This is a genomic window from Alistipes sp. dk3624, from assembly GCF_009557455.1.
In the GTDB taxonomy this organism is placed as follows: Bacteria; Bacteroidota; Bacteroidia; order Bacteroidales; family Rikenellaceae; genus Alistipes_A; species Alistipes_A hominis.
In genome coordinates, this window is record NZ_CP045651.1 from 2955415 (window position 1) to 2982057 (window position 26643).

General features: G+C 56.1%; 20 protein-coding genes. 5 read left to right on the forward strand and 15 right to left on the reverse strand.

Annotated elements, in window-relative coordinates:
- Positions 1 to 154: 154 nt before the first annotated feature.
- From GFH31_RS12525 to GFH31_RS12535, 3 genes are read right to left on the reverse strand one after another with little or no spacing between them, the layout of a single operon-like run.
- The gene (locus GFH31_RS12525; protein ID WP_172970761.1) at positions 155 to 1018 is read right to left on the reverse strand and encodes a 4-hydroxy-3-methylbut-2-enyl diphosphate reductase; all 864 of its coding nucleotides are present in this window, start codon (positions 1016 to 1018) and stop codon (positions 155 to 157) included.
- Positions 1003 to 1722 (reverse strand): (d)CMP kinase, encoded by a 720-nt coding sequence (gene cmk, locus GFH31_RS12530; protein WP_101570835.1) that lies wholly within the window; start codon positions 1720 to 1722, stop codon positions 1003 to 1005. Before cmk ends, GFH31_RS12525 begins: the two co-directional genes overlap by 16 nt.
- A complete protein-coding gene (locus tag GFH31_RS12535) occupies positions 1703 to 2365 on the reverse strand; it encodes a LysE family translocator (RefSeq protein ID WP_055203885.1) in 663 nt (220 codons plus the stop codon). Before GFH31_RS12535 ends, cmk begins: the two co-directional genes overlap by 20 nt.
- Before the next feature lie 102 nt (positions 2366 to 2467).
- On the opposite strand from GFH31_RS12535, the gene lnt reads away from it, so the two are divergent.
- Both lnt and GFH31_RS12545 read left to right on the forward strand, forming a co-directional pair.
- Positions 2468 to 4045: an apolipoprotein N-acyltransferase gene (gene lnt, locus GFH31_RS12540; RefSeq protein WP_153498009.1), complete on the forward strand. Its 1578-nt coding sequence runs from the start codon at positions 2468 to 2470 to the stop codon at positions 4043 to 4045.
- 55 nt (positions 4046 to 4100) lie between these two features.
- Positions 4101 to 5390 carry a bifunctional folylpolyglutamate synthase/dihydrofolate synthase gene (locus GFH31_RS12545; protein ID WP_101570834.1) on the forward strand — a complete coding sequence of 430 codons (1290 nt, stop codon included), beginning with the start codon at positions 4101 to 4103 and terminating at the stop codon, positions 5388 to 5390.
- A 72-nt stretch (positions 5391 to 5462) separates the two neighbouring features.
- Here the strand turns inward: GFH31_RS12545 and GFH31_RS12550 are convergent, their stop codons facing one another.
- The 8 genes from GFH31_RS12550 to GFH31_RS12585 all read right to left on the reverse strand — a co-directional run bounded on the left by GFH31_RS12550 (position 5463) and on the right by GFH31_RS12585 (position 18379).
- Positions 5463 to 7361: a hypothetical protein gene (locus tag GFH31_RS12550; RefSeq protein ID WP_228385771.1), complete on the reverse strand. Its 1899-nt coding sequence runs from the start codon at positions 7359 to 7361 to the stop codon at positions 5463 to 5465.
- A 130-nt stretch (positions 7362 to 7491) separates the two neighbouring features.
- Entirely contained in the window at positions 7492 to 9378 is a 1887-nt protein-coding gene (locus GFH31_RS12555; protein ID WP_118656500.1) for a hypothetical protein, read from the reverse strand.
- A gap of 34 nt (positions 9379 to 9412) precedes the next feature.
- The gene (locus tag GFH31_RS12560; protein WP_101570830.1) at positions 9413 to 11224 is read right to left on the reverse strand and encodes a hypothetical protein; all 1812 of its coding nucleotides are present in this window, start codon (positions 11222 to 11224) and stop codon (positions 9413 to 9415) included.
- Between the two features lie 2 nt (positions 11225 to 11226).
- The gene (locus GFH31_RS12565; RefSeq protein WP_118656502.1) at positions 11227 to 13074 is read right to left on the reverse strand and encodes a hypothetical protein; all 1848 of its coding nucleotides are present in this window, start codon (positions 13072 to 13074) and stop codon (positions 11227 to 11229) included.
- 29 nt (positions 13075 to 13103) lie between these two features.
- Positions 13104 to 14933: a hypothetical protein gene (locus GFH31_RS12570; protein ID WP_153498010.1), complete on the reverse strand. Its 1830-nt coding sequence runs from the start codon at positions 14931 to 14933 to the stop codon at positions 13104 to 13106.
- An 83-nt stretch (positions 14934 to 15016) separates the two neighbouring features.
- The gene (locus GFH31_RS12575; RefSeq protein ID WP_101570824.1) at positions 15017 to 16327 is read right to left on the reverse strand and encodes a family 43 glycosylhydrolase; all 1311 of its coding nucleotides are present in this window, start codon (positions 16325 to 16327) and stop codon (positions 15017 to 15019) included.
- Positions 16328 to 16395: 68 nt separating this feature from the next.
- Positions 16396 to 17430: a glycoside hydrolase family 43 protein gene (locus tag GFH31_RS12580; RefSeq protein WP_118458861.1), complete on the reverse strand. Its 1035-nt coding sequence runs from the start codon at positions 17428 to 17430 to the stop codon at positions 16396 to 16398.
- A gap of 19 nt (positions 17431 to 17449) precedes the next feature.
- Positions 17450 to 18379, reverse strand: coding sequence for an HAD family hydrolase (locus GFH31_RS12585; RefSeq protein ID WP_153498011.1), 930 nt, complete (start codon positions 18377 to 18379; stop codon positions 17450 to 17452).
- A 497-nt stretch (positions 18380 to 18876) separates the two neighbouring features.
- On the opposite strand from GFH31_RS12585, the gene GFH31_RS12590 reads away from it, so the two are divergent.
- The 3 genes from GFH31_RS12590 (at position 18877) to GFH31_RS12600 (ending at position 21258) form a co-directional block, all read left to right on the forward strand.
- Positions 18877 to 19443: a hypothetical protein gene (locus GFH31_RS12590; protein WP_153498012.1), complete on the forward strand. Its 567-nt coding sequence runs from the start codon at positions 18877 to 18879 to the stop codon at positions 19441 to 19443.
- A 38-nt stretch (positions 19444 to 19481) separates the two neighbouring features.
- A complete protein-coding gene (locus GFH31_RS12595) occupies positions 19482 to 20261 on the forward strand; it encodes a DUF1080 domain-containing protein (protein WP_055203906.1) in 780 nt (259 codons plus the stop codon).
- Between the two features lie 79 nt (positions 20262 to 20340).
- Positions 20341 to 21258, forward strand: coding sequence for a ThuA domain-containing protein (locus GFH31_RS12600; protein ID WP_118458857.1), 918 nt, complete (start codon positions 20341 to 20343; stop codon positions 21256 to 21258).
- Positions 21259 to 21346: 88 nt separating this feature from the next.
- On the opposite strand, the gene GFH31_RS12605 is transcribed toward GFH31_RS12600, so the two are convergent.
- From GFH31_RS12605 to GFH31_RS12620, 4 genes are read right to left on the reverse strand one after another with little or no spacing between them, the layout of a single operon-like run.
- Positions 21347 to 22897, reverse strand: coding sequence for an alpha-isopropylmalate synthase regulatory domain-containing protein (locus tag GFH31_RS12605; RefSeq protein WP_101570814.1), 1551 nt, complete (start codon positions 22895 to 22897; stop codon positions 21347 to 21349).
- Positions 22898 to 22910: 13 nt separating this feature from the next.
- The gene (gene leuD / locus GFH31_RS12610; protein WP_055203912.1) at positions 22911 to 23504 is read right to left on the reverse strand and encodes a 3-isopropylmalate dehydratase small subunit; all 594 of its coding nucleotides are present in this window, start codon (positions 23502 to 23504) and stop codon (positions 22911 to 22913) included.
- 38 nt (positions 23505 to 23542) lie between these two features.
- Positions 23543 to 24946, reverse strand: coding sequence for a 3-isopropylmalate dehydratase large subunit (gene leuC, locus GFH31_RS12615; RefSeq protein WP_055203914.1), 1404 nt, complete (start codon positions 24944 to 24946; stop codon positions 23543 to 23545).
- Positions 24947 to 24962: 16 nt separating this feature from the next.
- On the reverse strand, positions 24963 to 26477 hold the full coding sequence (locus tag GFH31_RS12620; protein WP_055203916.1) for a 2-isopropylmalate synthase: 1515 nt from the start codon (positions 26475 to 26477) through the stop codon (positions 24963 to 24965).
- Positions 26478 to 26643 lie beyond the last annotated feature (166 nt).

Genomic DNA, 26643 nt, shown 5'->3' on the forward strand with positions numbered 1-26643 from the left:
CCGTAGTAGACCGCGCCGCCGAGGTGAGCCTCTTTTACGATCGTACGGCCGGACAAAAAAGAGGCGACTTGTTCGCTGATGGCGGTGGTTTCGGGGATTTCGAGCATGACGAGGACGGGTTGGTTGTTCCCCGAGATAAGAAATAATTTCGGGTTTATCCGATCGTTTTACGGATCGTGTCGGCGACTCGCTGCATCAGCCATTTCGGGGTGGATGTCGCGCCGCAGATGCCGACCGATCGGCAGTCGTCGAACCACTCTCTTTGCAGTTCTTGTTCGTCCTCGATGTTGTAGCAGCGCGGATTGGCTTCCGTACAGGTTTGATACAGCACTTTCCCGTTCGAACTTTTCCGGCCGCAGACGAAGATTACGACGTCGAACCGCCGGACGAACTCTTTTAGGTGCGGGTTCCGGTTCGAAACCTGCCGGCAGATCGTATCGTTGACGGTCACCTGCGACGGGTCGGCGGAGCGTTCCAGGATGGTTCGGTGCACCTCTTCGAACAGGGCAAGGCTCTGCGTGGTTTGCGACAGCAGGTAAACGGGTCTCGTGAAGTCGATGTTGTCCAGGTCGTCGAGCGTTTCGATGACGATCGCATCCCCGTCGACCTGTCCGGTCAGGCCGACCACTTCGGCATGACCCCGTTTGCCGAGGATCACGACCTGGCCGTTGCAACCGCTCATTTGTTCGTGCGCCTTTTTGACCAGCGTTTGCAGGCGGGCCACCACCGGGCACGTAGCGTCGATCAGGCGGATACGGTGGGCCGCTGCCAGCGCATAGGTCGTCGGCGGTTCCCCGTGCGCGCGGATCAGCACCGTCTGTCCGTCCAACTCTGGAAAATGGCTGTGTGCGATGGTTTCAAGCCCGAGCTTCTCGAGTCGCTGGACTTCGACGCGATTGTGTACGATATCTCCCAGCGAAAAGACCTTGCCGAGTTCTGCGAGCGATTCCTCCGCCTTGGTGATGGCTTTGACCACTCCGAAACAAAATCCCGATTTGTCGTCTATTTCGATGTACATGGAGCGCAGGTTATTTTTTCGATCCGCCGCATCACCCAATCCATTTGCTCGGGGAGGGTCATGTGGCTGTTGTCCAGGACGACGGCGTCTTCGGCCTGCCTGAGCGGGCTGACGGCGCGCGTCTGGTCGGCATGGTCGCGCTCGCGCAGGTTTCGTTCGACCTCTTCCAGCGACACTTTTTCGCCTTTGACTTCCAGCTCCTTGTAGCGCCGTTGCGCGCGGATCGCCGGGTCGGCCGTCATGAAGATTTTCAGTTCGGCGTCCGGGAATACGACGGTGCCGATATCGCGTCCGTCCATCACGATCCCTTTCTGCCGTCCCAGTTGCTGCTGCTGCCGGACGAGTTGCTCGCGTACGGCAGCAATGCCGCTGACTTTGCTGACCAGGTCGCTGACTTCGATGCTGCGAATCCGTTTTTCGACGTTTTCGCCGTTCAGGAAGATATCGCTCGCTCCGCGTTCGGAGTTGAATGCGAACGTGATCTCTATCTCGGGAAGCATCGCGATCAGCAGCGCTTCGTTCACGTCCCCGTCCTGTACGGCGCCGTGCCTCAGGCCGTACAGCGTTACGGCCCGGTACATCGCTCCGGTGTCGATGAATACGTAGCCGATCCGCGCGGCGATCTCTTTCGCAAAAGTGCTTTTGCCGCACGATGAAAAACCGTCGATCGCGATAACGATCTTTTTAGTAGGGGAATATTTCATGGACAGGTACTTTCATGTGAATGAAGATGGATAAAATGGCTGCGGCTCCGAGCATCACGATGACGCTTCCCGATATCCGGTTCATCCACAGCAGGTGGCGGGGCCGGAATTTGCGACGCAGAAAGCTGATGCAGAACGTCAGCAAGAACCACCACAGCGAAGTGCCGCACAGCACGCCGAGGATCATCAGCAGGCCGTTGGCGTACGGGATTCCTTCGTGGTTGACGCCGAGCGCCGCGAACAGCGCGACGAAGATCAGGATATAAGCCGGATTGGCCAGCGTAATCAGCAACACCGACAGGTAGTCGCTCCACAGGTTGCTGCCTTTGCCGGCCCGGTTGCGGCGGATCTGCCCGACCGGATTTTTCAGCAGGATGGTCATGCCTACGATAATGACCGAGATGCCTCCGAGCACTTTGATGATAACCATGTTGTCTTCGATGAAAGAGAGCACGACCGTCAGCGAAAACAAGGCGACGGTAGCGAAAAGCGTGTCGGCGGAGGCGGCTCCCAGACCCGATACGAATCCCGAACGCTGGCTTTTGCTCAGTGTCCGCTGGATGCACATCACGCCGATCGGCCCCAATGGAATGGAGGCCAGAAGTCCGATAACGATTCCTTTCAAAAAAACTTCAAAACCCATAAATCATGCGTTTTCACGGAGATTTCGCAGTTGCGGCCGCGAAATCTTTCATGCAAAAGTAATAAATATAATCTATCTTTGCAGAACAGAAAAAGCGAAAAGATGGGAAAACGTATTCTTTGTTTGCTGCTCAGCGTGGCGTTGTTTTCGATCCCGTGGCTCGGGGGAACTTCCCTGACGCTGTTCGTGGCTTTCGTCCCGCTGTTGTGGATTCAGAGCGACGTGGCCGCGAAAACGGGACGAAGGGGGAAGCCGTTGCGATTCTGGCCCTATGCGGTGGCGACTTTCACGCTGTGGTGGCTCGCGACGGTCTGGTGGGTCGGTTTCGCGGCCGTGATCGGGGTCGTTGCGGCGACGGTGACCGGAACGGTATTGATGTCGGGGGCCTTTCTGATCTACCATGCCGTCTGGCGCAGGGCCAAACGGGCGCTGGCCTACACGGTGTTGGTCAGCGGTTGGATCGCTTACGAATATCTTTTCCTGAACGGCGAGATCTCGTTCCCGTGGCTGGTGCTCGGCAACGGGTTCTCGATGGACGTGAAGTTAGTGCAGTGGTACGAATACACCGGTGCGCTCGGCGGATCGCTGTGGGTGCTGGTGGTGAACCTGCTTGTGTTCGAAGCGTGGAAACGGCGACGCGAGCCCGTCCGGTGGATCGCTCCGGCGGTGGCGTTGCTGCTGCCCGCGGTCGTTTCGCTGATTATGTATGCCACATACGAAGAGCCGTCCGAACGGACGAAAATAACGGTCGTTCAGCCGAATATCGACCCTTACCATGAAAAATTCGTTTTGAAGCAGAGCGAACAGAACGAACTGTTGATCGGGTTGATGGACCAGGCGCCGCAAGACGCCGACCTGATCGTGGCTCCGGAAACGGCGATCGATGAATATTTCTGGGAAGAATACCTGGAACGGACGCCTTCGATGCTGCTGTTTCACGATTTTATCCGGCAGCGCAAACCGGGGACGATGGTGGTGACCGGTGCGAATACGTATGTTCCTTACGATTCCGAAGAGACCGCGTCCCCTACGGCGCGCGAGCGGGGCGGACAATGGTACGATGTTTTCAACACGGCGTTGGGGCTCGATTCGACGGAAGCGATCAAAATACACCATAAAGGGAAACTGGTGATCGGGGCGGAGATGCTCCCTTATTATTCGGTGATTCGAAAATGGAAATTCTTATTCGTCGATCTGGGCGGATTGTCCGGACAGATCGGATACGGGAAAGTGCGCGAGGTGTTTACCGCTCCGGGCGGCGTCCGTGCCGGGCCGGCGATCTGTTACGAGGCGGTTTACGGCGAATATTTCACCGAGTTCGTTCGCAACGGGGCGCAGGTGATGTGCGTGATTTCGAACGACGGCTGGTGGCGGGATACGCCCGGACATCGCTATCTGTTCGCTTATTCGCGGTTGCGGGCCGTCGAAAACCGGCGTAGCATCGCCCGCAGCGCCAATACCGGTATTTCCGGATTCATCGACCAGCGCGGCGACGTGTTGCAAAAACTCGGATGGGACCAGCGCGGAGCGCTGACCGATTCGTTGAGCCTGAACGACAGGATGACTTTTTATACCCGTTACGGGGATGTGATCGGTCGGGTGTCGAGCTATGTGTTCGTGCTGGGCCTGCTCTATTTCATGGCCTACCGTTTCCGGCGGAAGAGCCATATCGTCGATTAAAAGTGTACCTTCCGGTTTTTGCCCGGAAGGTTTTGTTTGTCCAAATAGTATTCGAATGACTTATCAGCAGACGCTCGATTTTTTGTATAATTCGCTGCCGGTGTTTCAGCACGTCGGCGGTAGCGCTTACAAGGCCGGATTCGATAATATCGTGGCGCTGGAGGAGGCTTTGGGGAATCCGCACCGCAAAATCCGCAGCGTTCACGTAGCCGGGACGAACGGTAAAGGCTCCGTGTCGCATATGGTCGCTTCGACGCTGACGGCGGCCGGATATCGGACGGGGCTTTTCACTTCGCCGCACCTGAAGGATTTCCGGGAACGCATCCGGATCGACGGACGAATGATTTCCGAGGAGGAAGTGATCGGTTTCGTCGAACGGAATCGCGGGACGATCGACCGGGTGCAGCCTTCGTTTTTCGAGATCACTACGGCCATTGCATTCGATTGTTTTGCGCGGCACGAGGTCGATGTAGCGGTGGTCGAAGTCGGAATGGGCGGCCGTCTCGATTCGACCAACATCATCCGTCCGTTGGTGAGCGTCATTACCAACATCGGTTACGATCACACGCAGTTTCTCGGCGATACGCTCGAAGAAATCGCCGGCGAAAAGGCCGGGATCATCAAGGAGGATACGCCGGTGGTCGTCGGCGAAAGCCGGATCGAAACGCAGCTCGTTTTTATCGACAAAGCCAAAGCATCCCGCGCCCCGATTCTCTTTGCCGACCAGACCTACCGGGTGCTCGGACAGATTTCCCGGCCGCAGGGACAGTCTTTCGAAATCGAAAACCGGCTGGACGGCTCTCGCTTCCGGATCGACAGCGATCTGCCGGGACTGTATCAGCGCAAGAACGTATTGACGGCGCTGACGGCGCTGGACGTACTGAACGGGGCGGGCGGGCTTTCCATCTCACGGGAACAGGTGTTTCGGGGAATTGCGACGGCGGCCCGGACGACCGGGTTGATGGGACGCTGGCAGCAGTTGGGCGAACGCCCGCTGGTTGTGTGCGATACCGGTCACAATGAAGCCGGAATTACGGAAGTGGCGGCGCAGCTTGCCGCGCAGCATTATCGCAAACTCTTGATGGTCGTCGGCTTCGTCGAGGACAAGGACTTGTCGAAGGTATTGCCGCTGTTGCCGAAAGACGCTTACTATTTTTTTACCCGGGCGGCGATCCGGCGCGCGCTCGACGAAAAAGAACTGGCGCGGCGCGCGGGAGCGTACGGATTGCGCGGGGAATGCGTCGGAAGCGTTTCCGAGGCGCTCCGTTTGGCCAGGTCGCAGGCCGGCCCGGAAGATCTGATATTCGTCGGCGGTAGCACGTATGTCGTGGCGGAGATCATCTGATCTTTGTCGGGGATAAAAACGATCAGGCCGGCACTCGTTGGGGTGCCGGCCTGATCGTTTTTCGAGAAGAGTCTATTTGACCGTGTAGATAAAATTGAAACGCGCTCCCGGCGCAGCGTCGCCGCAGGTATAAAACTGCGAGGCGTTGTATTCGGGTTTGCCCGATTCTGTATTTTTCGGCATGTTGTCCACCCATTTGAATTCGAGGTCGATTTTATCCTTGATTCCGAGTATCGACCGTTTCATCCGAATCGCCATTTTGTTGCCTTTGACGACGTAATCGAAATCTCCGGCTTTATCCCATTCGCATTTGCCTCCGACGTTTTTCGAGACGGTTCCGGTCGATGCGTCCGGCGTTTCGTAATTGACGACGTAGTCGTAGCCTTCCCATCCGGTCGATTTGTTCCGGTCGATGTCGATGAAAAGCATCATCCAGTTTTCGTCCTGCGGAGAGGTCATCGCCGAAGCGGTTTCGACATAGAAGTAGATGTATTCGGCATCGCGGGCGATTTTCGCATCGACGATATCGTTGCGTCCCAGCGAGCTGTTGTAATACTTGTCGGCATGCCCGGCGTGGGCCCGCTTGATCGCGTTTCCCTTGTAGTGCCTGAAGTCGGGTTTCACGTCTGTCCAAGCTGCCATCGAGTCGAGTTTGATCGTTTTGGCTTCCGACGCATATTCGCGCTGGGTCATGCCTTTGAATTTACGCACGTTCTGGATCAGTTGGTAATAATAGGTGTCTCCCCTGTAATTGCCGTCGGCGTCCCACCATTCGTTGTTCGGTTCGATGTCCCGGCTGTGTTCCCAATCGAATTGGTCGACGAACGAGAACGGGTCGCCCTGCCATCCCGTATCCCATTTCCCGGCGATGTATTCGTTCCATCCGGTGACGAAAATCAGGTACGGATCGAGCTGGATGCCGCGGTCCCATTGTTCCTGGAAATTGGCTCCGTACAGGTAAGAGTCCGGGCGCGTGTCCCAACTTTTGTTCTTTCCCGTGTAGCTTCGTCCCAACGTACCGGGAATATTGAATGCGCTGGCATGGTAGTAGTTCGAAGCGCAGGTATTCTGGGCTACGCCGACCGCTACTTCCTCGTTATAGGCGTATTTGTTCTGCGGGTAAATCTCCAGCCAGCCCCACTGGGTGTTGTTCGAAGGGCCGTTGACGTAGTCCGCCTGACCGGGCCGGAATGTGAAGAAATTCTTCATTTCACGGTCTTCGGCGTTGTTCGTCGGGATGTTGTCGTTATAACCCATCAGCATCGGCTTGCCCTGCCAGGTGAACCAGAGGTTCTGGTATTTGCGGACTTTATACACGTCGTTGTACAGCCTTTTGATCATGTCGTACGATGCGTCGCTCGGCCCGAAAGGAAGCAGGAACGAAATTTTCGGGACTTTCACGCCGTCCTTACGCGCCTGATCCCAGGTTTTCATCAGGGCATTGTAAGACTCGTCCCACAGGAACGGCGCGTTCGTGCAGTCGAAGAACACGACGTCGACTCCGGCGTCGGCGAGCATTTCGGCATGTTTGCGCAGTACGTACGGGTCGGTCGTCCGGTAATAGCCGAACAGCGGTTCGCCCCAGAAGTGCGTATTGCTGCCTCCGCGGTCCCATACCGGGTTGTCCTTCTCCTTGATGGCATTGGGGTTCTCTTTCAAAATTTGGGAAATATTTCCGACCGTACCGTAACTGACCATGTTGGGGTTGTGCCACGTCCAGTAGAACATGGCTATGTATTTGTTTTTCTTTTTTGTGCCGGCCTGTTCGTAGTCGGGCAGTTTGCGTCCCAGCGGATCGGTGGCCGTCCACAGGTCGCTGTTTACCTGCGCTTCTTCGTAAACAGGACCGGGCGTATTGCCGCCGTTATCGCCTCCTTCGCCGCCGTCGCCTTTCTCCGGTTCGTCTTTCGAGCAGCCCGCCAGCAGAGCCAGCATCATCGCCAGAACGGATAGCCTTAAAAAATTTTTCATACGTATCATACATTTGAAATTTTAGGGAAATTGGTTAATAGTTGTATTCGTAAAATTACAAAAATATTTTTTCGGGACAACCGGATTCCGGCAAGAAACGTTCTGCCGGAATCCGGCCGATCCGAAGATTTTACTTTTTGAATTGGTAACGGTAACGGAACCGCCCGTTCGGGGCGGCGTCTCCGTCGGTCAGGCACTCTTGGATGTCGCCTTTGGATACGGCGTTGTCGATCCATTTGAAGTCGATCTTGAAGTCCCGGACGTTTTTGATTCCGAGGCTCGCCATCGGGATCGCGAGTTCCATTTCGCTGCCTTCGACCCGGTAGCTGATCTCCTGCTGCGTTTCCCAGTTCCAATTGCCGCGGCATACGGCCAGCGAGGTGGTCGTTTCGTCGGTCACCTCGCCGTTGATCATATACTGGAAATGTTCCCAATTCGGCTTGTCGCTTCCGATTACGTTGATAAACAGTCGCATCCAGTTCTTGTCCTTGTACGGCGTGATATCCGACGCGGTTTTTACGTAAAAGTAGAGGTAAGTGCCGTCATTAGCGACTTTCGCCTGGACGATGTCGTTGCGGCCGGTCGTATTGACCAACTGTCCCATGCGTCCGTATCCGAAATGATTCCGGAAAGCGATGTCGCCCTTGTCGTCGGCGTAAGCCGCCTGCACCGGTTTCCATTCGTCGGTTTGGCCGTCGATCCGGATGGTGTCCGTCGTCGTGAACGTAGGCGACGGTTTGGTTCCTTTGAAACGACGGATGAAGTCGGCCATCTGGTAGTAATAATTATCTCCGTAATCGCCTCTCAGCGGTTCGATGTCGCGGCTGAACTCGTGGTTGTACTGGTCGACGAAGTAGGAGCCGCCGGCGGGCAACGGTTTGCCCAGCATGTAATCTCCGCCGCTTTTGGAGATAAACCGTTGGGCGACCCATTCGTTCCAACCCGTAAAGAACAGGAATTGCGGATCGAGGGTATACGCCCTTTCGAACTGCGCCTTGAAATGGATGCCTTCTCCCGAACGCAGGGCGCTCGGTCCCGGCTGCACCTGGGTGTTTACGTTGTAACTGCGGCCGATGTTCGAGGTGGGGTGGGTCGCCGGCATCACCGAAACGCATTCGCGGACGCCGTTGTGCGTGCCTACTTTTTGCGGGTAGACCGATCCCCAGGGCCATTTGTCTTCTCCGTTGCCGAACCAGGCGTCCGCCGAACTGTTGTTGCTCAGAAACCAGGCGTGGCGGATCGTAAAGAATCCTTTGACGGTCGACGAAACTTCGTCCGGGTTACAGAGCAGCAGCGGTTTGTGATCCCATTGGAACCAGAGGTCTTTGTACAGTCCCCGCAGGTAAATGTCCCGGTACACGGAATGTGCTGTCTCAGATGCGCCGGAGTGCACAACGAACGCGAATTGGGGCGTTTGAGAGCCTTCTTTGCGCATCGCCGTATAGACGTCTCCTACCTTTTTGACTACGTCGAGGTAGGTGAATCCGTTGGTTACGTCGAACAGCACCACGTCGACGCCGGCATCGCTGAGCATCTGGGCGTGTTTGCGGATGACCCATTCGTCGTCGGATACGTAGTACCCCATGTAGGGTTCTCCCCAGTGATGGAAAATGTTTTCGGGCCCCAGTGCCGGATCGGTCGGATTCGCATTGAGCAGCTTCTGGATGTCGTAAGGACTTTCCACATCGGTTGCGGACGGCTTCTGAACGCCGCCCGTGTAGGTCGGCAATCCGGTGTCGTACGAGTGGCATCCCAGCCACAGGAAGTAAAAAATGCCCACTGTTTTTTCTCCGCGGGTTTCGGGCGTTTCGTAATTCACGCCGGGTTCGATGGTTCTGTCGAGGCCGTCGACCGACGTCCACGACAGGGGATCCACTTCGGCGATCACTTCTTCGGCGGGAGGCGTGGGATCGGGTCCGGGGTCTGGCCCTGGACCCTGGTTATCGGAATTTGTCTTGTCGTCTTTGCACCCGACGGTCAGCAGCGTGCAAAGGAGCACGCAAACGAATTTGTTCATGGGTGTGTTTTAGGTTATTAAAATTCAGACGTTTTTATTTTTTAAATTGGTAGCGGTAGCGGAAGCGTCCGTTCGGCGCGGCGTCTCCGTCCGAGAGACATTCCTGGATATCGCCTTCTTCGACCGCATTGTCGATCCATTTGAAGTCGATCGCGAAATCGTTCGCATTCGCGATTCCGATCGCCTGGGCGGGAACCGCCACGACCAGTTCGTTGCCGGCGACCCGGTAGTCCAGATCGGCGATTTTCTGCCAGTTCCAGCCGTTCAACGACTTTTCGAGGCTCGTTTTATTGTCGGTCACGTCGTTGTTGATCCGGTACTGGAAACCTTCCCAGTTACCCGATTCGCTGCCTTTGACATCCAGGAACAGCCGCATCCATTTCGGATCGGAGAACGGGGTTACCGGCGCTGCCGTGCGGACGTAGAAATAGAGCGTTTTGCCGTCGTTGGCGACTTTTGCGGTCAGAATGTCGTTCCGTCCCGTGTTGTTGACGTACTGTCCTACGCTTCCGTAACCGTAATGGTTCCGGTGGAAGACATCCCCTTTGTCGTCGGCGAATTCCGCTTTTACTTTGTTCCATGCCTGCATGTCGCCGAGGTCGATCGTCTGGTAAGCCGAATAGACCGGCGTCGGTTCCACGCCTTTGTAGCGGCGGATGAAGTCGCAGAGTTGGTAGTAATAGTTGTCGCCGAAGTCGCCGCGTAGCGGTTCGATGTCGCGGCTGAACTCATGGTTGAAAAGATCCACGAAATAGCTGTCCCCTTTTTTGCAATCGTATTCGCCTACTTTATGGATGCCGCCCGGATTGACGAACCGCATGGCCGTCCACTCGTTCCAGCCGGAGAAGTAGATGAATTCCGGGTCGACCTCCATGGCGCGTTCGAACTGTTCCCGGAAACAGAGCCCTTCGCCGGAGCGCCAGTGCTCTTTGTCCGGCTGCGCGCCGTCATGATAGCTGCGTCCCACCTGTTTCATGTCGTTCGTAACGATCGGGTGCGTCGCGGGCGATACCGCGATCATCTCGGGTTTGTCGGGACGGTCGTGCCAGCCGTATTTCTGCGGATAGATATCCGCCCACGGGCATTTGTCGTGTCCGTCGCCGAACCAGTCCCATGCCGAGCAGAACCACGAATGACGCACGGTGAAAAAGCCGGCCATGTCCGGCGTGATTCCTTCCGGCGGACAGAAGATCAGCGGCTTGCCTTTCCAGCGGAACCACAGCTCTTTGTACAAATTTTTACCGTAGAAGCTGTCGAACAGGTTTTCCAGCGTTTCCTTGGCGTTGGTGTTGAAGATAAACGAGATTTGCGGGGTTTTGTTTCCCTCCTTACGCATTTTGGTGTAGACGTCGCAGATTTGTTTGACCACAGGCAGGTAGATCGCCTGGTTGGTTACGTCGAACATGATCATGTCCACGCCTGCGTCGGACAGCATTTGAGCATGCTTGCGGATGACCCATTCGTCGTTGGCGACGTAATAGCCCAGGTAGGGTTCGCCCCAATGATGCATCGCGTGTTCCGCGCCATATTGCGGATTCTGCGGGTTCGCATCGATGATTTTCTGGTTGTCGTACGGACTCAGCGAGTCGGCTGCGGTGGGAACCATCACTGCATTGTCGGGGTTCGATGCCGGTCGGTCGTATCCGTGCACGCCGTGCCAGATGACGAAAAACATGCCGACGACCTTGTTTTTGCGGGGTTTGCCGTATTGATCCGTCGTACCGATTTTACGACCCAGCGCATCCTGCGCCGTCCAGGTATCCGGTTTGGTCTGCGCCGGGGCTTCCGTCCCGATTGCCGTCAGCAAAGCGGACAGCAAAAGCGCCGAGATAGTGGTTTTTTTCATGATTATCGGGTTTTATCAGGTTGTTGTTCGAAAATATATCGGTATCTGAACCGTCCGTTGGGCGCGGCGTCTCCGTCCGAGAGGCACTGTTGGATGTCTCCCTGGTCGACCGCGTTGTCGATCCACTTGAAATCCACGGTGAAGCTCTTCGGATTTTTCATTCCGATCGCGGCGAACGGAACCGCAACGACCATTTCGTTGTCCGAGACGCGGTAATCCAAGTCGGCGATCTTTTCCCAATTCCATCCGTTGCGCGACCGCGACAGCGCGGTTTTCGATTCGTCGGCGGCCGGATTTCCGACCGCATACTGGAATCCTTCCCAGTCGGGCAGCTCGGAGCCTTTCACGTCGATGAACAGCCGCATCCATTTCGGGTCGGTGCAGGGCGTGATCGGCCGGTCGGTGCGGACGTAGAACCACAGCGTTTTTCCGTCGTTGGCCATTTTCGCTTCGACGATGTCGTTGCGTCCGGTCGTATTGATCAACTGTCCGATCCGTCCGTAACCGAAGTGGTCGCGGTGGAACGTGTCGCCCCGGTCGTCCGCGTAAACGGCTTTGACCTGCTGCCAGGTCGTCATGTCGCCCGGGTCGATTCGGTGAATGTCCGAATGTACCTCGATCGGTTCCACGCCTTTGTAGCGGCGGATGAAGTCGCAGAGCTGGTAGTAGTAGTTGTCGCCGAACCCGCCGCGCAGCGGTTCGATGTCGCGGCTGTATTCGTGATTGTAGTCGTCGCAGAAATAGCTGTCTCCGATTTTACACTCGTTATTTGCCAGGGTCAGGATCTCGCCCTGATTGATGAAGCGCATCGCGCTCCATTCGTTCCATCCGGTGAAGAACAGGAAATCCGGATCGACCTCCATGGCCCGCGAAAACTGTTCGTTGAAATGGAGTCCTTCGCCGGAGCGTTGTTCCGCTTCGGTCAGCGGTTGGCGGCCGTTGTGAAAGCTTCGGCCGATCCTCTGTACGCGATCCCGGCGATCGGTAGGATGGGTGGCGGGAGCGACCGACATCATTTCGGCGACGTTCGGGTCTTCGTCCCATCCGTAGTTCTGCGGATAGTAGTCCGCCCAGGGGCAGCAGCGCTGGCCGTCGCGGAACCAGGGTTCCCGCGAGTCGAACCAGCAGTGGCGCGTCGTGAAAAACGCATCCATTTCCGGAGTCAGCGCTTCCCGGGGGCAGAATACCAGCGGTTTGCCCTGCCAGCGGAACCACAGTTCTTCGTACAGTCCTTTCGAATAGATGTTGTCGTACATCTTTTTCAGCGTCTCTTTGCCGTTGGGCAGCAGCGTGTGGAATACGCACGAGATCTGCGGCGTCCGGTTTCCTTCGCTGCGCATTTTCCGGTAAACTTCCATCAGCTTGGTCACGATCGGCAGATAGATCACTTCGTTGGTCATGTCGATGATGATAACGTCCACGCCGGCGTCGGAAAGCATTTGCGCGTGTTTGCGGATGACCCACTCGTCGTTGGCGACGTAATAGCCCAGGTAGGGTTCGCCCCAGTGGTGGAAAGCCCCGACCGGTCCGTACTGCGGGGCGTCCGGACGCTCGTCCAGCAATTTCTGGATGTCGTACGGACTTAGCGTGTCGTTTTTGCCGGGGACGATCACATCCATGTCGGGGCGCGCTTCGTAGTGGTCGTATCCGTGCGCACCGTGCCAGACGACGAAGAACATGCCGACCGTTTTGCCCGGACGCGGTTTTCCGTACTGAGCGTCCGTGCCGATCGTGCGTCCCAGCGCGTCCTGCGCCGTCCAGGTCGGCGGCACGACCTGCGCCGCAGCCGCCCCGCCCGTTATACTCAGCAAGCAGACGAGGCGTAGTATTCTGAATTTTATCGTTTTCATAGATAGGTTTGTTGGGTTTGTTTGCCGGGTTATCTGCTGAAGGCGTATCGGTATCTGAACCGTCCGTTGGGCGCGGCGTCTCCGTCCGAGAGGCACTGCTGGATGTCTCCCTGATCGACCGCGTTGTCGATCCACTTGAAATCCACGGTGAAGTTCTTCGGATTTTTCACTCCGATTGCGGCGAACGGAACCGCAACGACCATTTCGTTGTCCGAGACGCGGTAATCCAGGTCGGCGATCTTTTCCCAATTCCATCCGTTGCGCGACCGCGACAGCGCGGTTTTCGATCCGTCGGCGGCCGGATTTCCGACCGCATACTGGAATCCTTCCCAGTCGGGCAGCTCGGAGCCTTTCACGTCGATGAACAGCCGCATCCATTTCGGGTCGGTGCAGGGCGTGATCGGCCGGTCGGTGCGGACGTAGAACCACAGCGTTTTTCCGTCGTTGGCCATTTTCGCTTCGACGATGTCGTTGCGTCCGGTCGTATTGATCAACTGTCCGATCCGTCCGTAACCGAAGTGGTCGCGGTGGAACGTGTCGCCCCGGTCGTCCGCGTAAACGGCTTTGACCTGCTGCCAGGTCGTCATGTCGCCCGGGTCGATTCGGTGAATGTCCGAATGTACCTCGATCGGTTCCACGCCTTTGTAGCGGCGGATAAAGTCGCAGAGCTGGTAGTAGTAGTTGTCGCCGAACCCGCCGCGCAGCGGTTCGATGTCGCGGCTGTATTCGTGGTTGTAGAGATCCCAAAAATAAGTGTCACCCTCTTTCAGATCCCGGTCGCCGCACTTGAGAAAGTCGTTGTGGTCGATGATCCGGATCGCCGTCCATTCGTTCCATCCGGCGAAGAAGACAAATTCCGGATCGAGCTCCATTGCTCGCGAGAACTGTTCGGCGAAACAGAGCCCCTGCTCCGAATGTTGATGCGCCTTGTCGGGTTGCTGTCCGTTGTGGTAGCTGCGTCCGACGCGGCGTACGCGTCCTCCGTCGGTGATCGGGTGGGTGGCCGGAGCGACCGAAACCGCTTCCGGCTTATCGGGCGATTCGTGCCAGCCCGCATTCTGCGGATAGTAGTCGGCCCACGGCCATTTGTCGCGTCCGTCGCCGAACCACTCCCACTCCGGAAGCGAGCAGAACCACGAATGCCGGATCGTGAAAAAGTCGGCGAACTGCGGCGTTACGTCCTGCGGAGGGCATAGGATCAGCGGTTTCCCTTTCCAGTAGAACCATAGATCTTTGTACAGTCCTTTTGCGTAAAAATTGTCGTACAGACGTTGGACGGTCTCCCGGGCCTGCGTGTTGAAGATGAATGACAGTTGCGGGGTTCTTCCGCCTGCTTCCCGGATCTGCGTATATACTTTGCAGAGGTTTTTCAACTGCGGCAGGTAGATCACCGCATTGGTCAGGTCGACGATGATGACGTCCACGCCCGCATCGGTCAGCATTTGCGCGTGTTTGCGGATTACCCAATCGTCGTCGGCCAGGTAGTAACCCAGGTAGGGTTCTCCCCAGTGATGGAATACCCACTGCGGTCCGTATTGCGGATTCTGCGGATTTTCGGTCATCAGTTTCTGGTTGTCGTACGGACTCAGCGTATCGGTCGGCTGCGGAATGCGGACGCCTTCGTCGGGCAATTGCTTCATGTAGGTGTCGTAACCGCTCGTGCCGTGCCAGATGACGAAGAACATGCCGACCGTTTTGCCCGGTCTCGGAGCGCCGTACTGTTCGGTCGATCCGATCGTGCGTCCCAGTGCATCCTGCGCCGTCCATGTCTGCGGGCGCGTCGCGGGGGGAGCGCAAAACAGCGTTTGCGGCGTCGTCAGAGCAGTTGCCAGTAAGATGCTTAGGTAGAGTTTTTTCATAGATTAGGTTTTAAGGTCGTAGGTTTGCAGGTTAAAGGAACAGCCGGAGTCCGACTCCGGCTGTTCCGGTCGTATCGGGTCGTCTACTGCTTTCCGAAACGGAACGCGTCGACCGTAAACAACTCGTCTGCGTCTTTGTCGCCGGTGAAACGCAGCGTCAGGGCATGTACCCCCTTGACAGGCTGTATTTTTGCGGTCAGCGTGACCGGTTTCCCGTCGTCCGACGCCGGAACATCGACGACGCCTACCGGCGGGGTCCACAGGTTGTCGATCCATACTTCGATCTTGCCTCCGGCTTTCGGGGTGACGTCCACCGTAAAGCTGTCGGCCCCGTCTCCGAAATCGAGGTATTTATAGACGGCGTAATTTTCGTTCTGTATGCCGCTCAGTTCTTCGTTATCCGGTGCGCAGAGGCGTATCCGCGTATTTCCCCACAGCAGACACGCCCGTTCCGCCCCGGTTTTGTCGAATGCGTTCAGCGGATCGCCGGCTCCCTGAGAGGTCATTTCCACTTCGTTGATGCTTCCGTCTTCGTTGAATGTGATCGGTTCCATACAGGCTTTGCGCATCGACCGAGCGCCGTTCGTCGTCCGGTGGTAGAGTACGTACCATTGTCCGTTGAACTCGCAGATCGAGCCGTGGTTGTTCCACGATTCGGGATCGCATCCGGCGTTATCGACGATTACGCCGCCGTATTTGAACGGTCCGAGCGGCGATTTCGACGTCGCATAGCCGATGCAGGTCGGACGTCCTTTGCGCAGGTGAGCGTAAACCATGTAATAGATTCCGTTGCGCTTGCGCATACTGCTGCCTTCGTGGAAAAAGTGATCTTTTTCAGTGACCAGTCCGTCTACTATCGTCGTAGTGTCCACTTCCAGCATGTTGTCTTTCAGTTTGGCCCCTTTGGCCGAGAATTGCCCCCAGTAGAGGTACGCCTGTCCGTCGTCGTCGACGAAGACCGCCGGGTCGATCTGCGAAATACCTTTCATCGGCTGACCGTTTTTGAACGGTCCGTCGGGCGAGTCCGATACAGCCACGCCTTCGTCGATCGCGTCCCGCATACTGTAATATAAATAGTATTTGCCGTTTTTGTAAGCGGCGTCCGAAGCGTAGAGTTCGCCGTCGCTGTACGGAACCTGGTCGTTCGGCCCCTTCGAGGCGAAAGCGTTTTTGGTGATCTTCCAGTTTTTCAGGTCGGATGTCGACAGCAGGTCGTAACTCCACGAACAGTAGTAGTCCGGGCTTTCGTCGCGCGAAACGTAGAGGTACAGTTTCCCGTCCTTCCATTGGTGTCCTTCGGGATCGGCCAGGTATACTCCCGGCGGAACGATCGGGTTTTGTCCGTAAAGCGTGCCGCAAGCCAGCAGGCCGGCAATAAACAGTGATTTTTTCATTTCCAGATGGTCTATTGGGTAAAGTTAATAAAAATCGGATTAAAACGATAACGTATATGCGATCGATTTTACGGTACCGGCTGCGGCGTCGAAGTCGGGCCGTCCGTCTTCAGTTTGCCGTTTTTGTCGAAGAACAGCCGGTCGATGCACACCACCCGGTCGAACGATGGTTTCCGGCAGTCGGGATCGGCGTGACGGTGATAGACGATCCATAGTTTCCCGTCCTTCGTTCGGACGATCGAGTTGTGTCCCGGAGACGATACTCCTTTACTCAGGTCGGTCGTCATCAGCGGGTTGTCGTCGTATTTCGTCCACGGGCCGAGCGGGTGGGGGGCCGTCGCGATCCCGATTCCGTAGAACTCGAATCCGGTATCGTTGGCCGAGTAGGTCATATAATAGGTTTTCCCTTTTTTGATGACGGTGACCCCTTCGTTGCAACGGTTTACGTTCCAGCGCACTTTTTCCCACGGTTGCGATGCACGTGAGACCAGCCGCGGTTCGCCGACCATTCCCGAAAGATCCTTTTTCAGTTCCACGACGTAGTTCTCTCCGTATCCATAACCGTCCTGATTTCCGTTTTTGCTGAAGTACAGGTAGGGCGTTTTCGCTTTGTCGTCGTCCACGAAAATATGGCAATCGATGGCCGAATATCCCAGGTCGAACCACGGCGTATAAAGTTCTTCGAACGGCCCGTCCGGCGTGTCGCTGACGGCCAGGCACGACAACAGTACGCCCCGTTCGGCGTTCAGGCAACTGTACGTCATGTAGAATTTTCCTTTATAGTACTTTACCTCCGGAGCCCAGAATGCCCCGGCGCCGAAATGCCCGGCCGATTTGCGAAACAGCGGCCCCCCGTATTCCCACGTCACGAGGTCTTTCGAGGTATAGTAATCGAAACCGCAGTCTCCGGCCGTGGTTCCGGTCATGTAATAGGTACCTTTGTATTCGTATACGAACGGGTCGGCGACTTGCAACACTTCTCCGTCGGTCGTCCGTACCGGATTCGTGTACGTGTCTTTTTCGGATTCCGGATTTCGGGCGCTGCCGTGCGTAGCAGGCGCCAGTAGACTGCATAATAAGAAAACGAGGATTGTGTTTTTCATGGGTCGTATCGGATTTGCGTTATTGAATTGCAGAATTGGTGCGGTTTTGCGGAATTCCGTATGCCTTACATGCCCAGTCGTAACCTTCGTCCGGCACGTCGTTGCAGCGGACGGCGATCGTATTCGGGTTCGTTTCCCAGAAAGCCTTTACCGTTTTGCCGCCCATCGCCTCTTCGGGTTTCGTGTCGTCCGGGTTGACGATTACGCGCAGACCGACCGATTCGAGCATCATCTCCATGTCTCCGCGCGAGTTGCCGCCGACCAGGATCGGCCGGGCCTTAATAAAGGTGTTGAGCGCTTCGGCTTTACCGGCGTCCTGCGGGATCGGACGCACCGTTTCGTCGGTGACGATCCCGTCGCGGATGCAGGATTTGACTCCGATGATCCGGTCGACCGGAATCCCCAGCTCTTCGTGGATAAACCGCTGGTACAATAGTTCAGGAGAGGCCGTAATCACCCAGATTTCGATGCCGTATTCCTCGAGGTTTCCGAGCAGTTCTTTCATCTCCGGATAAAATTTCCGCTGGAATTTGTCGTGGAAACACTCCCAGCCGACCCGGCACATCTCGTCGGGAGTCATTCCGGCATAGAACCGGATGTAATTTTCGATGTAGGAGAAAGTGACGTTGTCCCCGTCGATCAACTGCCGGCAGACCGCCCACTTCGTTTTCGAATTTTCATCCTTTTTGCCTTCGTAATTTTTACGGGCGAAATCGTAAGTGGCTTCGTCGGCGAGGTAGTACGGCGTTTGGCCGAGCAGCGTGCCGTCGCAGTCGAAAACGGCTACCTTGCGTTCTTTCATCGTGCGGGTGGAGTTCAGAAACGATTCCAGTTTCCGGTTCGTTTCGGCGGAGAAGCCGGCGATCGGGCGGTAAGTTTGGGCGTTGACGCTCCATGCCAGCATCGCGAAAACGAGCGGTGCGATCGACCGGAAGGTTTTTTTGATCATGTCGGTTCGGGTTTGAAACAATATACGGATTACAGATATGGTATAAGTCGATTCTGAAAAACGATTCGGATGTCAAATATACAAAAAAGGTCCGGTATAAATACCGGACCCAACCTAACTTAACCCAACTTTACCTAACTGCATCGCAGCTAACCTAACCTAAAACTAACCTTAACATTAACCTTTTTCGCTGAGAACCAATTTGCTTAAGCCGTTCGATTTCGTTCCGCCATACGCTTACCGGTTTATCAACTTTTCCTACGTGCAATATTAGACCTTTTGCGAGGCATTTTTTTTCATGAGCTATCCATTTTTTTGCAATCCTGTTCCGATTTACGGGTTTAACGGTTAAAATTCGCGAAAAAGAAAAACAAATTCGGGTTTTGTAAGATTTTAATGAATTAGTTGTAACTTTGGTTCGTCATCCGGCGGACGTATCCGGCAACCGGGGCAAAAGCTGCCGGATACGTATTTCTGCGGTTGCAAAAATGGAGTTTATGAAAGGAAAATGGATGCTTGGTGCCGTCCTGATTTTTATTTTTCTCTCAGGAGGGTGCGATAAGACGGACGATTCGAGTTTTGTTACGGATGTTTATTGGTTCCGGACGGCGACCCAGACGGTCGATGTCGATACGTCGTTGCGGGTTCCCGTCGAGCAGCCCATTTATGTCTACCGCCTGGGAGGAGTCGAATATGCCGTCGACACCCTCGCTTTCGAGGTGCTGCCGGAATACACTACGGCCGTCGATCCCGACAACTATCAGTTGGTTAATTCGGTCGTGCGGTTCGTGACTGCCGATACGCTGCGTTCGGAGATCGTATTGAAGATTTATCCGGAGACGCTGCTGAAGCCCGATACGGTCGCTCTGAAACTGCTTTACACGCATCCGGCCAATACCGGAAACAACCGTCGTCACGACCGGATCCGGGTAATCCTGAATCCTGTCAAGCCGCCGGAACCGGATCCCGAGCCCGAAGAGCCTGAACAACCCGACGATCCGGATAATCCCGATGATCCGGATAACCCGGACGATTCCGGAACTACGGAAACGCCGGCCGAATGAGCGGAACATTTACCGAACATTAACCAATACATTAAAAAATGAAACATTTATTATTGTTGAGTGCCTGGTGCGTGGGGGTATGCGCGGGCGCCGCCGGTCAGGATGCCAAAAAATACCCCGATCCCGCGCCGATGACGCACGACATGTCCGAGTTCTGGACGCCGCAACCGAAAATCGTTACGCCTCCGGATATGGACAATGCGGTGGTTGCGCCGCCGTCCGACGCCGTCGTTCTGCTGGGGCTGAAAGACAACGCGATTAGCGAATGGGTAAACTGCGAGGAGGGCAAGCCCGTCGGCTGGCAGATCGAGAATGGGATCATGACCGTCAAGCCGCACTCCGGCAGCATCCGCACGAAAAAGGATTTCGGCGACTTCCAGTTGCACCTCGAGTGGAGCGCACCGACCGAAATCGTCGGCGAAAGCCAGGGACGCGGCAACAGCGGCGTGTTTATGCAAGGCATGTACGAAGTGCAGATTCTCGACAACTACCAGAACGAAACCTATGCGAACGGCCAGGCCGGGAGTATCTACAAGCAGACTCCGCCGCTGGTGAACGCCTGCCAGAAACCGGGCAAATGGAATACTTACGATATTATCTATACCGCTCCGCGTTTCAAGGAGGACGGCTCGCTGCAATCGCACGGGCGCATTACCGTGCTGCATAACGGTGTTTTGGTGCAGAACAATACGATGATTCTCGGAACGACCGAGTTTATCGGTTTCCCGCGGATCGTCGCGCACGGCAAGGGCCCGATCATCTTGCAGGATCATTTGAATCCGGTGCGTTTCCGCAATATCTGGATCCGCGAACTGTAATCCGGAGGACTTACCGGCAAAGGGAGGCGGATTCCGGCTCCCTTTCGCTATCTTTAGGAATCACCTGAACGTTAACCTTATGTATAGAAAAACGATTTTGAAGGCTGCGCTGCTGCTGGCATGCGTCGTCTGTTTTCCCGGTGTGTCCTGCGCCCGCAGACCGATCCGGGCGTTGATCGTCACCGGGCAGAATAACCACAACTGGCCCGTCAGCCACCGGGCGTTGCAGGCCATCCTGCAAAATTCCGGACTGTTTGCCGTCGATCTGGCGGTTTCTCCGCCGCAGGGCGGCGATATGGATGCTTTTGATCCCGATTTTAGCGCCTACCGGGTGGTGATCCTGGATTATAACGGAGACCGCTGGAGCGCTTCGACCGAGCGGCGTTTTCTGGATTATGTCCGCGACGGAGGCGGGGTGGTGCTCTACCACGCCGCCGACAATGCTTTTCCCGATTGGGAGGAATTTAATCGTATTGCCGCTCTCGGAGGTTGGGGAGGCCGCGACGAGCGTTCCGGCCCGTACCTGTACTGGAAGGACGGAAGTTTGGTAAGAGACACGACGAAGGGGCCCGGAGGCTCGCACGGCGAACAGCGCGAATACTCGATGAATGGCCGTAATGCCGAACATCCGGTTGTCCGGGGATTGCCCGGGCGGTGGATACATGCGACCGACGAGCTGTACGATCGGATGCGCGGTCCGGCCAATGTCGCGGAATTGCTGTACACGGCCTATGCCGATCCCGGACGAGGAGGTTCCGGACGCGAGGAACCGTTGGTTTTTACCGTCGATTACGGGAAAGCCCGCATATTTCACTTGATGATCGGTCATGCGGGACCGAGTCTCGAAGACAATCCGGCCATGCAGTGCACGGGGTTTCAAACGTTGTTGCTGCGCGGGTCGGAATGGGCCGCTACCGGGAAAGTCCGTCAGCGGGTCCCCGACGACTTCCCGACGGAGCGGAAAAGCAGTTTGCGTAAGGATTATCGGAAGCCTTGAATGCTTTGCTGTATGGTTTGTTCACCAGATAAAACGGGCGGCCCAATCTTGAGGGGCCGCCCGTTTCGGTTTTGCGGGATTCCGGTTATTAATTTTCGCCGGACGACTGTTGATTGAGGATGTTTTCGACCTTGTTCAACATTTTGAGCGTCGCCTTGATAGCGGCTTCCGTCTGGTCGGCGTCCAGCCCGCGGGTCTTGAACGTTTCGCCGCGGTATTCCCACGTGATGTAGGTTTGGACGAAAGCGTCGGTGCGTCCTCCCGGAGGAATCGATACCGAATAGTTGACCAGCATCGGGAAATCGCGTTTTAGTTGCTCCTTGTAGATTTTCCGGATGGCCCGCATGAATGCGTCGTACTGCCCGTCTCCCGACGAGGTTTCCTCGTAATCCCGATCGTTGATCCGGATTTTCACGGTCGCCACCGGCCTAAGGCCATACGACAGAGACAGATTGTAATTCAGGATATGCACCTTTACGTCGTAAACGTCCTGTTTCAGGATGTCCGCGATGATGTAAGGCAGGTCTTCCGACGTTACGGCCTGTTTCTTGTCGCCCAGTTCGATGATCCGTTCGGTCACTTTGCGCATCGCTTCCTCGTCGAGGTCGATGCCCAGCGTATCGAGATTTTTTTTGATATTCGCCTTGCCCGACATCTTTCCGAGCGCGTATTCGCGCACCCGTCCGAACCGTTCGGGCAACAGGTCGTTGTAGTACAGGTTGTCCTTATTGTCCCCGTCGGCATGGATGCCGGCGCACTGCGTGAATACGTTTTCGCCGACGACCGGTTCGTTGGCCGGGATGTGGATGCCCGTGTAGGTTTCCACTATCCGGCTGACGTGGTTGATGCTCTTCTCGACGATCGTATTACGCACTTTCAGGTGGTCGTTCAACACGGCGATTACGCTCGACAGCGGCGCATTCCCGGCCCGTTCGCCCAATCCGTTGACGGTCGTATGGATGCCCTGCACTCCGGCTTTTACGGCTGCGGCGACGTTGGCGACCGCCAGATCGTAGTCGTTGTGCGCGTGGAAGTCGAAATGCAGCTCCGGATAGCGTTCCACCATGTCGCGGCAAAAAGCGTAGCAGTCGTCCGGGTTCAGCACCCCGAGCGTGTCGGGAATCATAAAGCGCCGGATAGGCTCTCTTTTCAGCGTATCGACCATCTCGTAAACGTAGTCGGGCGAAAAACGCATCCCGTTCGACCAGTCTTCCAGATAGATGTTGACCGCGATGCCCATTTCGGTCGCTTGCGCGATGGCCGTTTTGATATCGGCGAAGTGTTGCTGCGGGGTTTTGCGTAGTTGAAGTTCGCAATGACGGCGCGAGCCTTTCGCCAGTAGGTTGACTACCCGGCAGCCGGCGTCTGCGATCCATTTCAACGATACCCCGTTGTCGACGAATCCCAGTACTTCCACACGATCCAGATACCCGCGTGCGGCAGCCCACTGCGCAATCCTGCGCACCGATTCGAATTCGCCCTCCGACACCCGTGCCGAAGCGATTTCAATCCGGTTTACGTGCAGTTCGTCGAGCAGCAGGCGGGCCATACTGAGTTTTTCGCGTACCGCGAACGAAACCCCGGAGGTCTGTTCGCCGTCGCGCAACGTCGTATCGAGTATCTCAATCTCTTTTACCATAAGCGTAAGGAAGTTAGGCCCGGGCCTTTTCGAAACGGGCGATATCGTCTTGGATGCTCAACAGATAGTCTACGTCGTCGTACCCGTTCAACAGGCATTCTTTTTTGTATCCGTCGATTTCGAACGAAGTTTTTTCGCCGGTCGAGCAGATCGTGAAGGTCTGATTCGGCAGGTCGACTTCGAATTGAGCCTTCGGATCGGCAGCGATGGCGGCGAATATTTTGTTTAAGAACTCGTCGCTGACCTGTACCATTACCAGGCCGTTGTTCAGCGCGTTGTTGCGGAAAATATCGGCGAAAAAGCTTGATACCACCACCCGGAATCCGTAGTCGAAAATCGCCCACGCGGCATGTTCGCGCGACGAACCGCAGCCGAAGTTTTTTGCGGCCACCAGGATCTCGCCGCCGAATTTCGGATCGTTCAGCGGGAAGGAGTCCACCTTGTTGCCGGCCTTATCGTAACGCCAGTCGCGGAACAAATTGTCCCCGAAGCCTTTGCGTTCGACCGCTTTCAGGAAGCGGGCGGGAATGATCTGGTCGGTATCGACGTTCTCTATATTCAGCGGACAGGCCGTAGTCGTTAATTTCGTGAATTTTGGAATAGCCATGGTATTTGAAAATTATGCACCTCGTGCTTGTTATCGGATTAAAGGTTGAATACTTCGCGCGGATCGGAGATCACGCCGGTTACGGCGGCGGCGGCGGCTACCAGCGGTCCCGCCAGCATCGTGCGGGCTCCCGGACCCTGGCGTCCCTCGAAATTGCGGTTCGAGGTCGATACGCTGTACATGCCCGAAGGAATTTTGTCCGCGTTCATCGCCAGGCAGGCCGAGCAACCGGGCTGTCGCAGTTCGAAACCGGCTTCGTTCAGGATCGTTTCCAGTCCTTCGGCTTTGGCCTGCGCTTCGACCATCTTCGAACCCGGAACGAGCCATGCGGTTACGTTCGGCGCTTTCTTGCGGCCTTTCACGGCGTTGGCGAACTGCCGGAAGTCCTCGATCCGACCGTTGGTGCAACTACCCAGAAACACGTAATCGACCTTTTTGCCGAGCATCTTCTCGCCGCTGTGGAAGCCCATGTAATTCAGCGATTTGTCGAAGCTGACCTTGTCGCTGCCGCTGAGTCCTTCGCCCGACGGAATCGTGCCGGTAATGCCCATTCCCATGCCCGGGTTCGTACCGTACGTGATCATCGGCTCGATATCGGCGGCGTCGAACGCGTATTCGGTGTCGAAATGCGCGTCCTGATCCGAATAAAGTTCTTTCCAGGCGGCTACGGCTTTGTCGAAATCGGCTCCCTGCGGGGCTCGGTTGCGGCCTTTCACGTAGTCGAACGTCGTTTGGTCGGGGGCGATGATGCCGCCGCGCGCGCCGCATTCGATGCTCATATTGCAGACGGTCATCCGCTCTTCCATCGACAGGTCGCGGATCGCTTCGCCGGCGAACTCGATAAAATGTCCCGTTCCGCCCGACGCCGATATCTTCGAGATGATGTACAGGACGATGTCTTTGGCCGTCACCCCTTTGCCGCGCTTGCCGTTCACGGTAATGCGCATTGTTTTGGGCTTCGGCTGCAGGATGCACTGCGAAGCGAATACCATTTCGACTTCCGACGTGCCGATTCCGAATGCGACGGCGCCGAAAGCCCCGTGCGTCGAGGTGTGGCTGTCGCCGCATACGATCGTCATGCCGGGCTGAGTGATCCCCTGTTCGGGCCCGACGATATGCACGACACCGTGTCCGGGACTGCCCAGCTTGAAGTATTCCACACCGTTCTCCTCGCAGTTGCGGCTGAACGATTCGAGCTGTTTGCGGCTCTGTTCTTCGGCGACGGGTCGATCCTGGTTCAGGGTCGGCACGTTGTGATCCGGCGTTCCGGTCGTCTGCTGCGGCCGGGCTACTTTGATCCCGCGGTTTTTGAGTCCCAGAAAAGCGACCGGCGAGGTTACTTCGTGAATATAATGACGGTCGATATATAATACGCTGCGGCCGCCGTCCAACTGACGGACTACGTGTGCATCCCAAACTTTGTCAAAAAGTGTTTTTCCCATTTTCGTGTGTTTATGATTATTCTGTTTTTTCCGTTACATTGAGCAGGTTCAGTCCGTCCACGAAAGCTTCGACGGCCGCTTTTACGACGTCCGTATTAGCCGAAAAACCGTGGACCAGCATCGACCCGCATTTGACCTGTACGTGTACGCGGCCTACGTCGTCGCTGCCCTTGTTCATCGCCTGGATCAGGAATTCGGTGATCTGTACCGTTTCGTTGATCAGCGTTTTGATCGCTTTGACCGCCGCGTCCACCGGGCCGTTTCCGGTGCAGGTGGCCGTGCGTTCGCTGTCGCCGATCTTGACGATGACCGTCGCGGTGGGGATCAGCGTGCCGGTCAGGATTTGCAGGTATTTCAGTTTGATCCGCTTGCCGACCTTTTCGCCGGTGGCGGCCCCGACCAGATAGAGCAGGTCGTCGTCGCGGACGTCCTTCTTCTTGTCGGCCAGTTCGAGGAACTTGGCGTATACTTCGTCCAGTTCTTTCTGTTCGAGTTTGAATCCGAGCAGTTCGAGCCGGTGGTTCAGCGCCGCGCGGCCGCTGCGGGCCGTCAGGGCGATCACCGATTCGTCCAGTCCGACATCGACCGGATTGATGATCTCGTAGCTTTCGCGGCTTTTCAGCACGCCGTCCTGGTGGATTCCCGACGAGTGGGCGAAGGCGTTGCGTCCGACGATCGCCTTGTTGGCCTGTACCGGCATGTTCATCATGCTGGCTACCATGCGGCTGGTCGAAGTCAACAATTTCGAATTGATCGACGTATCGACATTCAAGTGCTTGTGGCAGCGCAGTGCCATTACCACCTCTTCGAGCGAGGTGTTGCCGGCGCGTTCGCCGATCCCGTTGATCGTCACTTCAGCTTGGCGGGCGCCGTTGATGACGGCTTCCAGCGTGTTGGCCGTCGCCATTCCGAGGTCGTTGTGGCAGTGCGTTGAGATGATCGCCTTGTGGATGTTGCCGACATTTTCCATCAGGTATTTGATTTTCCGCCCGTACTCTTGCGGCAGGCAGTATCCGGTCGTGTCGGGGATATTGACCACCGTAGCGCCCGCTTTAATGACCGCTTCGATGACGCGCGCCAGGTATTCGTTGTCGGCCCGGCCGGCGTCTTCGGCGTAAAATTCGACGTCTTCGACATATTTCTTCGCGTGTTTCACGGCGGCTACGGCCCGTTCGATGATCTCTTCGGGGGTCGATTTGAGCTTGTCGTAAATATGCGAGTGGGACACGCCGATCCCGGTATGGATACGCTTATGTTTGGCCAGCGCCAGCGCGTCGGCGGCTACGTCGATGTCTTTCTGTACGGCGCGGGTCAGCGCGCAGATCGTGGGATTCGAAACCGCCTTCGAAATTTCGCGCACCGAATTGAAGTCGCCCGGACTCGAAATCGGGAAACCTGCTTCCAGGATATCTACGCCCAGTTCTTCCAGGGCGCGGGCTACTTCTATCTTTTCAATCGTATTCAACTGGCAACCGGGAACCTGTTCTCCGTCGCGCAACGTCGTGTCGAAAATAAATAATTTCTCACTCATGGCATCAAGTCTTTTAAACCGTAATTCTACATTCTTTCATTTACAAAATTAGCGGTTTCATTTCGAAAGTAGTCAAGTCGCAAATATACAAATACGACGGCAAAAAAGCAAAACGGCGCGACTAAAGAGTCCATAATAAATGCGATACGCTCCCGTGCCGCCGCAA

Coding starts and splice junctions, on each gene's coding strand:
- GFH31_RS12525 (WP_172970761.1), bottom strand. CDS start 1,018: ATGTACATCGAAATAGACGACAAATCGGGATTTTGTTTCGGAGTGGTC.
- cmk (WP_101570835.1), bottom strand. CDS start 1,722: ATGAAATATTCCCCTACTAAAAAGATCGTTATCGCGATCGACGGTTTT.
- GFH31_RS12535 (WP_055203885.1), bottom strand. CDS start 2,365: ATGGGTTTTGAAGTTTTTTTGAAAGGAATCGTTATCGGACTTCTGGCC.
- lnt (WP_153498009.1), top strand. CDS start 2,468: ATGGGAAAACGTATTCTTTGTTTGCTGCTCAGCGTGGCGTTGTTTTCG.
- GFH31_RS12545 (WP_101570834.1), top strand. CDS start 4,101: ATGACTTATCAGCAGACGCTCGATTTTTTGTATAATTCGCTGCCGGTG.
- GFH31_RS12550 (WP_228385771.1), bottom strand. CDS start 7,361: ATGAAAAATTTTTTAAGGCTATCCGTTCTGGCGATGATGCTGGCTCTG.
- GFH31_RS12555 (WP_118656500.1), bottom strand. CDS start 9,378: ATGAACAAATTCGTTTGCGTGCTCCTTTGCACGCTGCTGACCGTCGGG.
- GFH31_RS12560 (WP_101570830.1), bottom strand. CDS start 11,224: ATGAAAAAAACCACTATCTCGGCGCTTTTGCTGTCCGCTTTGCTGACG.
- GFH31_RS12565 (WP_118656502.1), bottom strand. CDS start 13,074: ATGAAAACGATAAAATTCAGAATACTACGCCTCGTCTGCTTGCTGAGT.
- GFH31_RS12570 (WP_153498010.1), bottom strand. CDS start 14,933: ATGAAAAAACTCTACCTAAGCATCTTACTGGCAACTGCTCTGACGACG.
- GFH31_RS12575 (WP_101570824.1), bottom strand. CDS start 16,327: ATGAAAAAATCACTGTTTATTGCCGGCCTGCTGGCTTGCGGCACGCTT.
- GFH31_RS12580 (WP_118458861.1), bottom strand. CDS start 17,430: ATGAAAAACACAATCCTCGTTTTCTTATTATGCAGTCTACTGGCGCCT.
- GFH31_RS12585 (WP_153498011.1), bottom strand. CDS start 18,379: ATGATCAAAAAAACCTTCCGGTCGATCGCACCGCTCGTTTTCGCGATG.
- GFH31_RS12590 (WP_153498012.1), top strand. CDS start 18,877: ATGAAAGGAAAATGGATGCTTGGTGCCGTCCTGATTTTTATTTTTCTC.
- GFH31_RS12595 (WP_055203906.1), top strand. CDS start 19,482: ATGAAACATTTATTATTGTTGAGTGCCTGGTGCGTGGGGGTATGCGCG.
- GFH31_RS12600 (WP_118458857.1), top strand. CDS start 20,341: ATGTATAGAAAAACGATTTTGAAGGCTGCGCTGCTGCTGGCATGCGTC.
- GFH31_RS12605 (WP_101570814.1), bottom strand. CDS start 22,897: ATGGTAAAAGAGATTGAGATACTCGATACGACGTTGCGCGACGGCGAA.
- leuD (WP_055203912.1), bottom strand. CDS start 23,504: ATGGCTATTCCAAAATTCACGAAATTAACGACTACGGCCTGTCCGCTG.
- leuC (WP_055203914.1), bottom strand. CDS start 24,946: ATGGGAAAAACACTTTTTGACAAAGTTTGGGATGCACACGTAGTCCGT.
- GFH31_RS12620 (WP_055203916.1), bottom strand. CDS start 26,477: ATGAGTGAGAAATTATTTATTTTCGACACGACGTTGCGCGACGGAGAA.